Consider the following 13,483-nt stretch of genomic DNA (forward strand, 5'->3'; position numbering starts at 1 on the left):
AGGCGTGACGCTCCCGGGACAACGGTCCCGGTCGCGGCGGGCGCGGTAGGCGTCGAGGAGGGCGGCGCCCTCGTCGTCGGCGCGCACGGCGATTCCCGCGAGATGGACCGGGTCCGCGGCGGGGCGAGGGCCTCGATGTGACGGCTCGCACCGCGAGCCGTCACATCGACGTCCACCGGCGTGAGCGCGCCGGCCGACGGGCCGTCAGGGGCGGCAGCATCACAGCCGATCCCCCATCATTAACGGTCCCGCTCGTGGGCGAGGGCGGCGCGCGCGGCGTCCAGGGCCGCCGCGCGGTCGGCGGGGACCAGGCCGACCCGGGTGCGGCGGTCCAGCAGGTCGGCCTCGTCCAGGGCGCCCTCGTGCCGGACCGCCCAGAGCAGCTCGGCCCCGGTGACCCCGGCTCCGGGGGCGACCGGCTCGCGCAGCGCCGGGTCCGCCGCGCCCAGCGCGTGCACGGCCGGGGCCTCGGTGCCGTAGCGGCGCACCAGTCGGCGCGGGGCGTCCAGCCCGGCCAGCTCCGCCGGGGCGGCGGCCCCGACCAGGGGCAGCCGGGCGGTGCGGCAGGGCCCGGCGGTCAAGCCGCGGACGGCGACGGCCCGGTCCACGGCGTCCTGCGCCATCCGGCGGTAGGTGGTCAGCTTGCCGCCGACGACGGTGGTCACGCCGTCGGACGAGGCGAGCACCGCGTGCCGGCGGGAGATGTCGGCGGTGCCGTCGACGGCGTCTGCCGCGCCCGGCGCGAGCAGCGGGCGCAGGCCGGCGAAGGCGCCGACGACATCGGCGCGGTGGACGGGTACGTCGAGCGCCGAGCCGAGGATGTCCAGCAGGAAGCCGATGTCGGTTTCGGGGGCCTCGGGCACGTCGGGGACCGGCCCGTCGGCCGGCTCGTCGGTCAGGCCGACGTAGACCCGGCCGTCGTCCTGCGGCAGGACCAGCACGAAGCGGCTGGTCGCGCCGGCGACCGGGATGTGCAGCCCGGCGCTCAGCCCGCCCAGGGCGGCGGCGCGCAGCACCAGGTGGGTGCCCCGGGAGGGGAGCAGCCGGACGTCGCCGACCAGCCCGCCGGCCCAGACGCCGGCCGCGTTGACCACGGCACGGGCGCGGACCTCGAACGTCCGCCCGGTCAGCTCGTCGCGCAGCTCGGCCCCGTCGCCGGTGACGGTCAGCGCCCGGACCCGGGTCAGCACCCGGGCGCCGTGCGCGGCGGCGGTCCGGGCGATCGCGGTGACCAGCCGGGCGTCGTCGGCGAGTTGGCCGTCCCAGGAGAGCAGGCCGCCGCGCAGCCCGTGGGGGCGCAGGCCGGGGGCCAGACTGAGGGTCTCGGCGGCGGATATCCGGCGGGGCGCGGGCAGGGTGGCACGGGGCGTGCGGGCGGCGGCCCGCAGCAGGTCGCCGGCCTCAAGACCGGCCCGGATCACGGCCCCCTGCCGCCGGGAGACCAGCGGGGTCAGCGGCAGCACGAAGGGGTGGGCCCGCACCAGGTGGGGCGCGACGGCGCGCATCAGCAGCCCGCGTTCGACCGCGCTCTCGTGGGCCACGCCGACCTGTCCTGAGGCGAGGTAGCGCAGGCCACCGTGGATGAGCTTGGAGCTGAAGCGGGAGGTGCCGAACGCCAGGTCGTGGGCGTCCACGGCGACGACGGACAGCCCGCGCGAGGCGGCGTCCAGGGCGACTCCGGCGCCCGTGGCGCCGAGGCCGACGACGAGCAGGTCCACGAAACGGGCGCCGCCGACGGCCGGTTCGGCCAGCCCGGCCAGTTCGCGCGCCCGGCGCGCGGCGGTGAGCGAGGCGTCGGCGGGGGGTGCGGTCATGGGGCGAGGGCCCTCTCCAGGATGTGCGCCAGCTCCTGGGCGAAGGCGGCCTCGTCCAGCTCGGGGTCGGCGTCCTCGGCCATGGTGGGCAGGGACAGCGCGAAGGACTGCACGACCAGCAGCAGTGCCCTGGCCTGGCGCGCCGGGTGGCCGGGGCGCACCGAGCCGTCGGCGTGGCCCTCGCGCAGCGCCTCACCGATCAGGTCGAGCAGGGCCTCCTGGCTGGCGCCGCGGCGGTCCAGCACGTAGGGCAGCAGCAGCTCCGGATCCACATCGACGATCTTGCGGAACAGCGGGTGGGCGCGGAACGCCCGGAGACCGGCCACGACGCCCGCCACCAGCTCCCCCAGGACGGGCCGGCCGGGGCGCCGCCCGGCCGCCGTGGAGCGCGCGAGGGCGGTCCACTCGCGGGTCATCAGGTCCCTGACCAGCGTCTGCACGTCGGGCCAGCTCCGGTAGATCGTCATCCGGGACACCCCGGCGCGACGGGCCACGTCGGTGAGGGTGGTGCGGCGCACGCCGACGGCCAGCACGCAGTCGCGCACCGCGTCGAGGACGGCGTCGGCGGTGCCGTTGTGACGGTTAGGCGTCATGTGTCACAGTGTAACGTATCCGTCCCGGCGAGGACGCCGGAGTCCGGGGGCCGCCACGGAGAGGGGCAGCGATGAACGACAGAGCGATGCGGGACATGGTGTGGAGCGGCTGGGGCGACCCCGGCCGGGCGGCGCCGCTGCCGGACTCCGTGGCCGGCCTGCTGCGGGAGCTGCTCGGGGTGCGGCACGCCGCGCCCGCGGTGCCACTGTCCGGCGTCGCACTGCCGCCCGCCCGGCTGGCCGGCCCGGAGCTGGCGGACCTCACCGCGGCGGTCGGCGGACCGGCGTTCCTGCGCACCGACGCGGAGAGCCGCGTCCGGCACACCCGCGGCAAGTCAACGCCCGATCTGCTGCGCATCCGTTCCGGCGAGGCGTCCGATGCCCCGGACGCGGTCGTGCTGCCCGGGGACCACGCCGAGGTGCTGGCCGTTCTGCGGGCCTGCACGCGACACCGGGTGGCCGTGGTGCCGTTCGGCGGCGGCACCTCGGTGGTCGGCGGCCTGGCGCCCCGCTCCGGCGACTCCGCCGGCTCCGCCCGCCCCTTCGTCGCCCTCGACCTGCGCCGGCTGGACCGCCTGCTGGCCCTCGACCCGGTCTCCCGCACCGCCACCTTCCAGGCGGGCCTGCGCGCCCCGCGCGCCGAGGAGCTGCTGTCCGGACACGGCTTCACCCTGGGCCACTTCCCGCAGTCCTTCGAGTGGGCCACGCTCGGCGGCTTCGCCGCCACCCGCTCCAGCGGTCAGGCGTCGGCCGGCTACGGCAGGTTCGACGACCTCGTCACCGCGCTGACCGTGGCCACCCCCGAGGGCACCTGGGACGTCGGCCGGGCCCCGCGCTCCGCCGCCGGCCCGGACCTGCGGCAGTTGGTCCTCGGCTCGGAGGGCACGCTCGGCGTGATCACCTCGCTGACCGTGGCGGTGCGCCCGGCGCCGGCGTCCCGGGTGTACGAGGGCTGGCGGTTCGGCTCCTTCGAGGAGGGCGCGGCGGCCCTGCGCCGCCTCGCGCAGGACGGACCGCTGCCCACCGTGCTGCGCCTGTCCGACGAGACCGAGACGATGATCGGCCTGGCCAGACCGGACTCCCTCACGGGCCGACCGGACGACGCCGCCGGCTGCCTGGCCATCGCCGGCTTCGAGGGCACCGAGGAGGAGACCGCCAACCGCCGGGCCGCCACCCACGCGGTGCTCACCCGGTGCGGCGGCGAACCGCTGGGCGAGACCCCGGGCCAGGACTGGGAACGCGGCCGGTACGCCGGGCCCTACCTGCGGGACGCGCTGCTGGACGCGGGCGCGTTCGCCGAGACGCTGGAGACCGCCGGCTTCTGGTCGGCCCTGCCGGAGCTGTACCGGGAGGTGCGCGAGGCGCTGACCGGGACGCTGACCGAGGCCGGCACCCCTCCGCTGGTGCTGTGCCATATCTCGCACGTCTATCCGACCGGCGCCTCGCTCTACTTCACGGTGGTCTCGGCGCAGGGCGAGGACCCGGTGGCACACTGGGCACCTGCCAAACGGGCGGCGAACGAGGCGATCATCGCGGCCGGCGGCACCATCAGCCACCACCACGGCGTCGGCACCGACCACCGCGACTGGTATGCCCGGGAGGCCGGGCCCCTCGGCATGGTCGTGCTGAGCGCCGTCAAGGCCACGCTCGACCCGGCCGGCATCCTCAACCCCGGCGTGCTGCTGCCCGCCGGCTGACCGCCCTCCCCCTCCCCCCTCCCCCAGCCCGAAGAGGCCACGCCCATGCGAGAGTTCACCGCCGTCGTCAATCCCGCCGCGGGCGGCGCCGTGGGCGCGGCCGTGCTGGTGCCGCTGGCCCGGGAGCTGCGCGCGGCCGGCGCCCGTCTCGACGTGGAGTACAGCCGTGGCCTTGAGCACGCCCGGCGGCTGACCCGGGAGGCCGCCGACCGCAAGCGCACGGTGCTCGCCGTGGGCGGCGACGGGATGGTCGGCCTGGTCGGTGGCACGCTGGCCGGCACCGGGGCGGTGCTCGGCCTGGTCCCGGCGGGCCGGGGCAACGACTTCGCCCGCGCCCTCGGCCTGCCCACGGAGACGGCCGCGCTGGCCGAGGTGCTGCTGCGCGGCGAGCCGCGGCCGGTCGACGCCATCGAAGTGGAGTCGGCCGTCCACCCGCGCACGGCCGTGCTGGGCAGCGTCTACGCGGGCGTGGACGCGCTGGCCAACCGCTACGCCAACGAGACCCGGCTGCTGCGCGGCGCCGCCTCCTACTACGCCGGCGGTCTGCGCGCCGTGCTCGGCTGGCGGGTGACGGCGTTCCGCGTCACCGTGGACGGCCGGGAGCACGCCTTCCGCGGCTACTCCGTGGTGGCGGCCAACTCGGCGTTCTACGGCTTCGGCCGGAGGATCGCACCGGGGGCCAGGGTGGACGACGGGCTGCTGGACGTGGTGGTGCTCCAGGAGGCGTCCAGACTGCGGTTCTTCACCACGATGAACGACCTCAAGACCGGCGCCCACGTCAACCGCCCGCAGGTGGCGGTGCTGCGCGGCCGGGAGATACGGATCGAGGCGGACCGCCCGGTGCCCTACGGCGCCGACGGCGAGGTGAACGCGACGGTGCCGGTCACCGCCCGGGTCCTGCCCGGGGCGCTCAACATCCTGTACTGAGACGCCACATATGGGGTTTCGCGAGCATCGCGGTCCGGCGGTTGACGCCCCCCGACGGCGACCACACTCTGCTCCGTGCCCCAACAGTCAGCGACAACGCAACGGAGTGAAGGCTTCGGCTTCGCCACCGAGTTCGGCGACGGTCGGCCGAAACGACCCGCGCCGCGCCCGGTGGCCGGCGTTCCCGGTCCCCACCGGTCCCCAGCGGTCCCCACCGGTCCCCAGCGGTCCCCACCGGTCCCCACCGGTCCCCACAAGGAAGGCGGATATGAGTGCGGCGGTACCCCTTTCTTCGGCGAGGACCGGGACATGCTCCGGGGTCAGTCGTCGGGGATGCCGGTGCCGCTGAGGGCGGGGACGGTGTCCTCGCGGCGGGTGAGGGAGCGGGCGCCGCGGCGGAACTGGTCGAGTTTGTCGACGATGGTCTGGCCGACGGGGGTGTGGCCCCAGATGCTGATGCCCTGGTGAGTGGTGGGCCGCCAGGTCGTCTCGTCGATGGTGAGGGGGTTCCAGCCGACCTCCCATTCGAAGCCGGAGGGGGTGCGGGCGTAGTAGGAGAGTTCCTTGTCGTTGGTGTGCTGTCCGACGGACAGGGCCATGTCGAAGCCGAGTTCCCCCACGCGCTGGTAGCTCTGGGCGAGGTCGTCGAGGGTGGCGGCCTGGATGTTGAGGTGCTGGACGCGGGTGCGGATGGGGTCCAGGGGCAGGCCGCGGGTGGCGGCGACGGCGATGGAGTGGTGGCGTTCGTTGACGCGCAGGAAGCGGATCTTGAGCTTGACGCCGCTGATGGTCTCGTCGATGTAGTCGGTCAGGCGGGCGTCGAAGACCGTGTTGAAGTAGCCGCGGACCCGCGTCGGCTTGCTGGAGGTCAGGGCGATGTGGCCCAGGCCGGCCTCGCCGGTCACGAAGCCGGAGGCGCGCATCCGCAGCGGATCGGGCGCGGTGCGGGGCGTGGTGTAGATCTCCTGGGTGATGCCCTTGGGGCCGGGGAAGCGCAGCAGGCGTTCGACGCCGCGCAGGGCCGCGTCCTCGGCGGAGCCCGGGACGAGGGGGACGCCGTGGGCGCGGATGCGGGCCTCGATCTGTTCGAAGGCGGCGTGGTCGTCGATGTGCCAGCCGGTGGCGACGACGTCCTCGGCGGGGCCGCGCCGGAGCAGGAAGCGGCACTCCTGGTCGTCGAGGCGGAAGCGCGTGACGCCGCTGTCGAGGGCGTCGTGGTGCATGCCGATGGCGTCGGTGCCGAAGCGGTGCCAGTCGGTGAAGCGGTTGGTCTCGATGACGATGTAGCCGAGGTGGACGGCGCCGAAGACGGACGGGAGGGCGGCAGTGGTGGTCATCGGCGGCCTGCCAGGAAGTCGGCGCAGAGGCGGTTGAAGAGCTCGGCGCGTTCGAACTGCACCCAGTGGCCGGTGTTGGCGACCACGTACAGGTCGCCGTTGGGCAGGCGGTCGGCCAGCATCCGGCCGCCGCTGGGACGGTTGACCTTGTCCTGGGCGCCCCACAGCACCAGGGTGGGCACGGGCAGGCGGGCCAGGCGCTTGTCGCGGGTGAAGTCCATCCTCCAGAGGGTGCGCGGGGCGTTCGGGCCGGAGGGGCGGCGCAGCGGCGGGGAGGCGACGACCTCGGGGTCGATACTCGCCGCGTAGCGCTCGTCGATGACCGCGTCGGGGATGTCGGCGGCGTTGAAGACGAGGTACTGACGGATGAACTTCTCCAGCTTCTCCCGCGAGGGCCCGCTGCCCGCGTAGTAGTTCAGCAGGCTGTTGAGGCCGCGTGTCGGCAGCGCGCGGGTGGTGCCGATGCCGCCGGGACCCATGAGGACCATGCGGTCGACCCGTTCGGGGGTGTCCAGGGCCAGGCGCAGGGCGCAGGCGCCGCCGTAGGAGTTGCCGACCAGGTGCGCCTTGTCCAGGCCGAGCCGGTCGAGCAGGCCGCGGATATGGTCGGCGAGGTACCCGAACGGATCACCACCGTCGACGCCCTTGCCGCTGCGACCGTAGCCGGGCAGGTCGGGCACGATGACCCGGTGCTTCTTGGCCAACTCCCTGATGTTGCGGGAGTAGTTGGAGGCGCCGGAGGCTCCAGGACCGCCACCGTGCAGGAGCAGCACGGGCGGGCCGTCCCCGGTCTCGGCGACGAAGACCTTCTTTCCGTCGATGTCGTACAGCGATTCGCGCATCGTCGGCGGTGCGGTGTGCGTCGTCATCGTCTCGGTCCTCACGGGGCTGTCGTGGTGGTCGGGTGCGGTGCCGGGACGAACCCTTCCGGCGGCGGCGGGAGTTGGGCGCCGCTGGGCGCGGCGGCGTAGACGTAGGCGTCCGGTCGCAGGGCGAGGCTGGCCGTGCGGTGCTCGGCCAGCCAGGGCAGCAGGACGCCGTCGCTGTCGACGAGCGTGCCCTTGGCCGGCGGCGATCCCGGGGGCGAGATGGTGAGCGAGGGGACGGCCAGGCGGTTCCATGCGGGCTGGGGGGTGCTCGACGCGGCGTGCAGGAGCAGCCAGCGGCGGCCGAGCGCGTCGTCCAGCCGCACGCGTTCCCCGTCGGGCCGGATCACGAAGGGCTGGGGCACCTGGCGCCCGGCGGCCCCGGTACGCGGGCGGGCCTGAAATCCGGCGGAGTAGTGGGCGACGGGGATCCAGCTGGCGTCCTGCAGCCGGGCGTTGAAGCCGGGGATCCGGTCGAGGGCGCGCAGCGCGGAGTCCCGGACCGCCGACACCCACCGCCGCCGTTCGGTGATGATCCGCCCGACGAACACCGCCCGCCTGGTGACCTCCTTGACGTGCGGCTTGCGCTCGGCCTCGTAGCTGTCGAGCACCGTCTCCGGCAGCTCGCCGCGCAGCACGGCGTCGAGCTTCCAGCACAGGTTGGCCACGTCGCGCACCCCGGCGGCCATGCCCTGACCGATCCACGGCGGCATGGCGTGCGCGGCGTCGCCGGCCAGGAAGACCCGGCCCATCCGGAAGCGGGCGGCGAAACGCACGTGGTGGCTGTAGACGGTGGCCCGCAGGATCTTGATGCTGTCCTTACTGATCCCGTACCGCGCCACCAGCCGGTACACCGCCTCGTCGGTGGTCAGGCTCTTCTCGTCGTCGCCCGGCAGGATGGGGAATTCCCAGCGGTGGTGGCCCAGCGGGGTGGGGCAGTCCACGGCGGGCCGGGCCGGGTCGCAGTGGAAGCGCAGCCGGTCGTGGCCCGGCCAGGGCTTGAGCATCTCGGTGTCGATGACGACCCAGCGGTCTTCGTAGGTGCGGCCCTCGTAGCCGATGTTCAGCTGCGCCCGGGTGAGGCTGGAGCCGCCGTCGGCAGCGATGACGTACGAGGCGCGCAGGCGGTGGACCGTGTCCTCGGCGGTGCGGAACACCGTCAGCTCGACGCCGTCGGCGTCCTGGCGCAGCCGCAGGCAGTCGTGCCGCAGCAGCACCTCGACGTTCGGGTAGCGGGTGACCCCGTCGCGCAGGACCTGCTCCAGCGCCGGCTGGTAGATGAACATCTGCGGCGGGTGGCCGTGCCCGCGGCGGGTGGGGTGCGCGCTGATGAAGGACCGGCCGCGCGCGTCGACGAAGTCGATGGGCCGCTCGGTCAGCATGTCCCGCTTGAGCCGCTCGGCCAGGCCGACGCGCTGCCAGATCCGCACGACCTCCTCGTCCGTGGAGATCGCCCGGGCCCGGGAGAAGACCTCGGTGTCGCGTTCCACGACGACGACCCGCAGGCCCATCGCCCCCAGCAGGTTCGCGGCGGTGACGCCCGTGGGTCCGTAGCCGATCACCGCCACGTCGTAGGCACTGTCTTCGCTCACCATGCCGCCTCGCTGCCGTCTTCCCATTGCTGTAGCGTTCGCTCCAATTGTATCGATCGCTACGGTAAGGTGGGCGCCGGAGACGGTCAAGTGGGCCGGAACGAGCAGGAACCGGAACGAGCACCGAACCGGAACGAGCAGGAAGGGGCGCGATCGGATGACCAGGCCGCGGACGGAGCGCAGAAAGCGCTCGAACGGGGTGGAGTCCCGGCAGCGCATCCTCGACGCCGCCGTGGAGATCTCCGGCGAGCGCGGGTACGAGGGCACCTCCATCGCGGCGGTCAGCGCCACGTGCGGGCTGCCCGCCAGCTCGATCTACTGGCACTTCAAGGACAAGGACGACCTGATCGCCGCGGTCATCGAGCGCAGCTTCGAGACCTGGCTCGCGGCCGTCGAGCTCCCGGGGGAGGAGACGGGCACGCTGCTGGAGCGCGTCACCGCCGTGGCCACCGGAGTGGCCAGGTCCCTGATCGACGCCCCCGACTTCCTGCGCCTGGGCCTCATGCTCGCCCTGGAGCGGCGCCCCCAGGAGCCCCGCGGCCGGACGGTGTTCCTCCAGGTCCGCGAGATCGCCCGGCAGAGGATCAGCGACAGCTTCCGGACCCTGATGCCGGACCTCGACGAGGACGCCGTGCGCACCCTCACCACCTACGCCATCGCCGGCGCCGACGGCCTGTTCGTCCAGCGGGAGATCACCGGCGACGACATCGACCTGGTGGCGATGTTCGAACTGCACGCACGGCTGATCCACGACGCGGCCCTGCGCATGGCCCCCGGGAGCGCGTGATGGCCCTGACCGCCGAAGAGCGCGAAAGGGCCGCCCGGCTGCTGCGCGAGGCCGAGCGGCACGCCGTGCCGGTGGAGCCGCTGTCCGACCTGCTGCCGGGCCTGGACCTGGCCGACGCCTACGCCATCCAGCGGGCCAACGTCGCGCGCCGGCTGGCCACGAAATCAGTCGTCGTCGGCCACAAGGTCGGCCTCACCGCCGTGGCGATGCAGAAGCTCCTCGGTGTGGACGAGCCCGACTTCGGTCACCTGCTGGACGACATGGTCCACCGCGACGGCGGCACCGTTTCCGCCACCCGCTACTGCTGTCCGCGCGTCGAGCCGGAGATCTGCTTCCGCCTCGCCCGGCCCCTGCGCGGCCCCGGGGTCACCGCCCGGGACGTCCTGGAGGCCACCGAAGCGGTGGCGCCCGCCCTGGAGATCGTCGACAGCCGGGTCCGCGACTGGAAGATCACCCTGGTCGACACGGTCGCCGACAACGCCAGCTCCGCCGGCCTGGTCCACGGCGCCTGGACGCCCCTGGACACCGTGCCCGATCTCGGCACCATCGTCGTCGACCTGCTCCTCGACGGCGCACGCGTCGCGGCGGGCAGCGGCGCCGCGGTGCTGGGCCACCCGGCCGCCGCCGTCGCCTGGCTGGCCAACACGCTCGGCTCCTTCGGCACCGCGCTGGCGCCGGGGCACCTGGTGCTGCCCGGCGCCATGACCACCGCTCCGTTCGTCACAGCCGGCCAGAGGATCGAGGCGCGCTTCAGCGCCCTCGGCCCGGTGTCGCTGACCTTCACCTAGGAGGACCGCTCTCATGCCCCCCGCTCCCGCACCGTGGCCGGTCGCCGTCATCGGCTCCGGCAACATCGGCACCGACCTGATGATGAAGATCTCGCGCGGTTCCGGCGCGCTGACGATGGGTGCGATGGTCGGCATCGACCCCGCCTCCGACGGACTGGCCCGCGCCCGCCGGCTGGGCGTCGCCACCACGGCCGACGGCGTCGACGGGCTCCTGGCCCTGCCCGGGTTCGCGGACATCAGGGTGGTGTTCGACGCCACCTCGGCCACCGCCCACCGGGCGAACTGGGCGAAGCTGGAGCCCACCGGCGTCCGGGTCCTCGACCTCACCCCGGCCGCGGTCGGCCCGTACTGCGTGCCCGTGATCAACCTCGACGCCCACCTCGACGCCCCGAACTTGAACATGGTCACCTGCGGCGGGCAGGCCACCGTCCCCATCGCCGCGGCCGTCGCCCAGGTCGCCCCCGTCGCCTACGCGGAGATCGTCTCCTCCATCGCCGCGCTATCGGCCGGACCCGGCACCCGCGCCAATATCGACGAGTTCACCGAGACGACCTCCCGGGCGCTGCGCGAGGTCGCCGGCGCCCGCCGCGGCAAGGCCGTGATCATCCTCAACCCGGCCGAGCCGCCGCTGCTGATGCGTAACACCGTGTACTGCCTGGTCGAGGGCGACTGCGACCACGCGGCCATCGAGAACAGCGTCCTGGCCATGGCCGACAGGGTCCGTTCCTACGTGCCCGGCTACCGGCTCAAGCAGCAGGTGCAGTTCGACACCTACGGCCCGGACAACCCGTTGCACATCCCCACTACCGGCAAGTTCACCGGGACCAAGGTGACCGTTCTCCTCGAAGTGACCGGCGCCGCCGACTATCTGCCCGCCTACGCCGGCAACCTCGACATCATGACCTCCGCGGCCGTCGCCGCCGCCGAGCGCATCGCCCAGCACGCACAGATCACCTCCGGAGCCGCCCGATGAGCCGCCTCCACATCAGCGACGTCACCCTGCGCGACGGCATGCACGCCATCCGCCACCAGTACACGGTCGACCAGGCCGTCGCCATCGCCACCGCCCTGGACGCGGCAGGGGTGGACTCCATCGAGGTCGCCCACGGCGATGGCCTGGCCGGCTCCTCCTGCGTGTACGGCTTCGGCGCGCACACCGACCTGGAGTGGATCGAGGCCGTCGCCACCGCCATCACCCGGGCCAGGGTCGCGACCCTGCTGCTGCCCGGCATCGGCAGCGTCCACGACCTGCGTGAGGCCCACGCCGCCGGCGCGACGGTCGTCCGCGTGGCCACCCACTGCACCGAGGCCGACATCTCCGCCCAGCACATCGCCGCCGCCCGCGCCCTGGACATGGACACCGTCGGCTTCCTGATGATGAGCCACATGACCGACCCGGCGAACCTCGCCCGACAGGCCAAGCGGATGGAGGAATACGGCGCCACCTGCGTCTACGTCGTCGACTCCGGCGGCGCGCTGCTGACGCGGGACGTCGCCGAACGGGTCGAAGCGCTGCGCCAGGCCCTCGCCCCGGACACCGAGATCGGCATCCACGCCCACCACAACCTCTCCCTGGGCGTGGCCAACTCGCTGGTCGCGGTCGAGCACGGCGCGAACCGGGTGGACGCCTCCCTGGCCGGGATGGGCGCCGGTGCGGGCAACGCACCGCTTGAGGTGTTCGTCGCCGCCGCGCAGCGCCTGGGCTGGGCCCCGGACCGCGACCTGTTCGCCCTGCAGGACGCCGCCGACGACCTCGTTCGACCGCTGCAGGACCGCCCCGTCCAGGTCGACCGGGAAACCCTCACCCTCGGTTACTCCGGCGTGTACTCAAGCTTCCTCCGCCACGCCGAGGCCGCCTCGGCCCGCTACGGCATCGACGCCCGCAGCCTGCTCGTCGAGGTCGGCAGGCGCGGCATGGTCGGCGGCCAGGAAGACATGCTCACCGACGTGGCTCTCGACCTGCTCAACGGCCAGGAGACGGCCTCATGACCGCCGCGGCCCGGCGGGTCGACGTCCACCAGCACATCCTTCCGTCCTTCTACCGCGACCTCCTCGCCAAGGCCCGGATCGCCGAGGTGGGCGGTCGCCCGCTGCCCGACTGGAGCCCCGAGGGAGCACTTGCGCTGATGGAGCTGCTCGGCACCGCCACAGCGATCGTGTCCGTCTCCACTCCCGGCACCGGCTTCCTCACCGACCCGGCCGAGGCAGCCGCCCTGGCCAGGCGGCTCAACGATCACTCCGCCGCCCTGGCCGACGGCCACCCCGGCCGCTTCGGATTCTTCGCCACCCTGCCGATGCCCGACGCCGCCGCGTCCGCGACCGAGGCGGAGCGGGCCCTTGACGAGCTGAGGGCCGACGGAGTCACCCTGCTGGCCAACCACCGAGGCATCTACCTGGGCAGCGGCGGCCAGGAGGAGCTGTGGCGGGCCCTCGACGACCGGGGCGCCGTGGTCTTCGTCCACCCGGCCGCCCTGCCCGCACCCGTGGTGGACGGCATCCCGCCGTTCGTCGTCGACTTCCTCCTCGACACCACCCGGGCCGCGTACCTCCTCGTCCGCAACGGCATCGTGCGCCGCTTCCCCGGCATCCGGTTCATCCTCAGCCACGCCGGCGGCGTCGTGCCCTACGCCTCCCACCGCATGGCCCTCGCGATCGCAGGCGAATCGGGCCGCAGCCCCCTGGATGTCATGGACGACTTCCGCGCCTTCTTCTTCGACACCGCCCTGTCATCCTCCCCCGCCGCCCTGCCCACCCTCCTCGCCTTCGCGCGTCCCGGCCACGTCCTGTTCGGCAGCGACTGGCCCTTCGCCCCGACGCCCGCCGGCCAGTACTTCGCCACCGGCCTCGACACCCACGTCAGCCCCGACACCCTGACCGCCGTCAACCGCGCCAACGCCGAAATCCTCTTCCCCCGCCTGGCCGCCACCCCCGCGCCGCAGCCGGCCCGACCGGTTTCCCGACGACTGCGTCAGTCCGCCAAGCGGGCCGCCGCCCGCCTCGCGTTTCGACTCGTCCAACCCTGAGCCGGCGAGAGGCACGCCCCTGATGCCCCCTCGCCCCCGCCGGAACCACGGGAATCGAG

Annotated in this window: 12 protein-coding genes; 7 read left to right on the forward strand and 5 right to left on the reverse strand. The window is 73.9% G+C overall.

Annotated elements, in window-relative coordinates; all coding sequences use genetic code 11:
• Positions 1-239: 239 nt before the first annotated feature.
• Together OIE51_RS05145 and OIE51_RS05150 are read right to left on the reverse strand one after the other, a co-directional pair.
• Entirely contained in the window at positions 240-1,814 is a 1,575-nt protein-coding gene (locus tag OIE51_RS05145; RefSeq protein WP_326595851.1) for a glycerol-3-phosphate dehydrogenase/oxidase, read from the reverse strand.
• A complete protein-coding gene (locus OIE51_RS05150; protein ID WP_326595852.1) occupies positions 1,811-2,407 on the reverse strand; it encodes a TetR/AcrR family transcriptional regulator in 597 nt (198 codons plus the stop codon). Before OIE51_RS05150 ends, OIE51_RS05145 begins: the two co-directional genes overlap by 4 nt.
• A gap of 71 nt (positions 2,408-2,478) precedes the next feature.
• On the opposite strand from OIE51_RS05150, the gene OIE51_RS05155 reads away from it, so the two are divergent.
• Complete coding sequence (locus tag OIE51_RS05155; protein WP_326595854.1) at positions 2,479-4,104, forward strand: FAD-binding oxidoreductase; 1,626 nt, start codon at positions 2,479-2,481, stop codon at positions 4,102-4,104.
• 45 nt (positions 4,105-4,149) lie between these two features.
• Positions 4,150-5,031 carry a diacylglycerol/lipid kinase family protein gene (locus OIE51_RS05160; protein WP_326595855.1) on the forward strand — a complete coding sequence of 294 codons (882 nt, stop codon included), beginning with the start codon at positions 4,150-4,152 and terminating at the stop codon, positions 5,029-5,031.
• 320 nt (positions 5,032-5,351) lie between these two features.
• On the opposite strand, the gene OIE51_RS05165 is transcribed toward OIE51_RS05160, so the two are convergent.
• The 3 genes from OIE51_RS05165 to OIE51_RS05175 are packed head-to-tail and all read right to left on the reverse strand — an operon-like array spanning position 5,352 to position 8,829.
• Positions 5,352-6,368, reverse strand: a complete 1,017-nt coding sequence (locus tag OIE51_RS05165) for a VOC family protein (RefSeq protein WP_326595857.1) — start codon at positions 6,366-6,368, stop codon at positions 5,352-5,354.
• Complete coding sequence (locus tag OIE51_RS05170) at positions 6,365-7,237, reverse strand: alpha/beta fold hydrolase (protein ID WP_326595858.1); 873 nt, start codon at positions 7,235-7,237, stop codon at positions 6,365-6,367. The genes OIE51_RS05165 and OIE51_RS05170 overlap by 4 nt, the downstream gene beginning before the upstream one ends.
• 11 nt (positions 7,238-7,248) lie before the next feature.
• Positions 7,249-8,829 (reverse strand): bifunctional 3-(3-hydroxy-phenyl)propionate/3-hydroxycinnamic acid hydroxylase, encoded by a 1,581-nt coding sequence (locus tag OIE51_RS05175; protein WP_442811865.1) that lies wholly within the window; start codon positions 8,827-8,829, stop codon positions 7,249-7,251.
• A 154-nt stretch (positions 8,830-8,983) separates the two neighbouring features.
• On the opposite strand from OIE51_RS05175, the gene OIE51_RS05180 reads away from it, so the two are divergent.
• The 5 genes from OIE51_RS05180 to OIE51_RS05200 are packed head-to-tail and all read left to right on the forward strand — an operon-like array spanning position 8,984 to position 13,424.
• Positions 8,984-9,613, forward strand: a complete 630-nt coding sequence (locus OIE51_RS05180) for a TetR/AcrR family transcriptional regulator (RefSeq protein WP_326595861.1) — start codon at positions 8,984-8,986, stop codon at positions 9,611-9,613.
• A complete protein-coding gene (locus OIE51_RS05185; protein ID WP_326595863.1) occupies positions 9,613-10,401 on the forward strand; it encodes a 2-keto-4-pentenoate hydratase in 789 nt (262 codons plus the stop codon). Before OIE51_RS05180 ends, OIE51_RS05185 begins: the two co-directional genes overlap by 1 nt.
• A 13-nt stretch (positions 10,402-10,414) precedes the next feature.
• Positions 10,415-11,374, forward strand: coding sequence for an acetaldehyde dehydrogenase (acetylating) (locus tag OIE51_RS05190; protein ID WP_326595864.1), 960 nt, complete (start codon positions 10,415-10,417; stop codon positions 11,372-11,374).
• Complete coding sequence (gene dmpG / locus OIE51_RS05195; RefSeq protein WP_326595865.1) at positions 11,371-12,390, forward strand: 4-hydroxy-2-oxovalerate aldolase; 1,020 nt, start codon at positions 11,371-11,373, stop codon at positions 12,388-12,390. Before OIE51_RS05190 ends, dmpG begins: the two co-directional genes overlap by 4 nt.
• Positions 12,387-13,424 carry an amidohydrolase family protein gene (locus OIE51_RS05200; RefSeq protein WP_326595866.1) on the forward strand — a complete coding sequence of 346 codons (1,038 nt, stop codon included), beginning with the start codon at positions 12,387-12,389 and terminating at the stop codon, positions 13,422-13,424. Before dmpG ends, OIE51_RS05200 begins: the two co-directional genes overlap by 4 nt.
• Positions 13,425-13,483 lie beyond the last annotated feature (59 nt).

The sequence above is a fragment of the Streptomyces sp. NBC_01803 genome (assembly GCF_035917415.1).
Taxonomy (GTDB): domain Bacteria; phylum Actinomycetota; class Actinomycetes; order Streptomycetales; family Streptomycetaceae; genus Streptomyces.

Excerpts from the sequence above, each read along its gene's own strand:
- OIE51_RS05145 (WP_326595851.1), bottom strand. The coding sequence starts at position 1,814 with ATGACCGCACCCCCCGCCGACGCCTCGCTCACCGCCGCGCGCCGGGCG.
- OIE51_RS05150 (WP_326595852.1), bottom strand. The coding sequence starts at position 2,407 with ATGACGCCTAACCGTCACAACGGCACCGCCGACGCCGTCCTCGACGCG.
- OIE51_RS05155 (WP_326595854.1), top strand. The coding sequence starts at position 2,479 with ATGAACGACAGAGCGATGCGGGACATGGTGTGGAGCGGCTGGGGCGAC.
- OIE51_RS05160 (WP_326595855.1), top strand. The coding sequence starts at position 4,150 with ATGCGAGAGTTCACCGCCGTCGTCAATCCCGCCGCGGGCGGCGCCGTG.
- OIE51_RS05165 (WP_326595857.1), bottom strand. The coding sequence starts at position 6,368 with ATGACCACCACTGCCGCCCTCCCGTCCGTCTTCGGCGCCGTCCACCTC.
- OIE51_RS05170 (WP_326595858.1), bottom strand. The coding sequence starts at position 7,237 with ATGACGACGCACACCGCACCGCCGACGATGCGCGAATCGCTGTACGAC.
- OIE51_RS05175 (WP_442811865.1), bottom strand. The coding sequence starts at position 8,829 with ATGGTGAGCGAAGACAGTGCCTACGACGTGGCGGTGATCGGCTACGGA.
- OIE51_RS05180 (WP_326595861.1), top strand. The coding sequence starts at position 8,984 with ATGACCAGGCCGCGGACGGAGCGCAGAAAGCGCTCGAACGGGGTGGAG.
- OIE51_RS05185 (WP_326595863.1), top strand. The coding sequence starts at position 9,613 with ATGGCCCTGACCGCCGAAGAGCGCGAAAGGGCCGCCCGGCTGCTGCGC.
- OIE51_RS05190 (WP_326595864.1), top strand. The coding sequence starts at position 10,415 with ATGCCCCCCGCTCCCGCACCGTGGCCGGTCGCCGTCATCGGCTCCGGC.
- dmpG (WP_326595865.1), top strand. The coding sequence starts at position 11,371 with ATGAGCCGCCTCCACATCAGCGACGTCACCCTGCGCGACGGCATGCAC.
- OIE51_RS05200 (WP_326595866.1), top strand. The coding sequence starts at position 12,387 with ATGACCGCCGCGGCCCGGCGGGTCGACGTCCACCAGCACATCCTTCCG.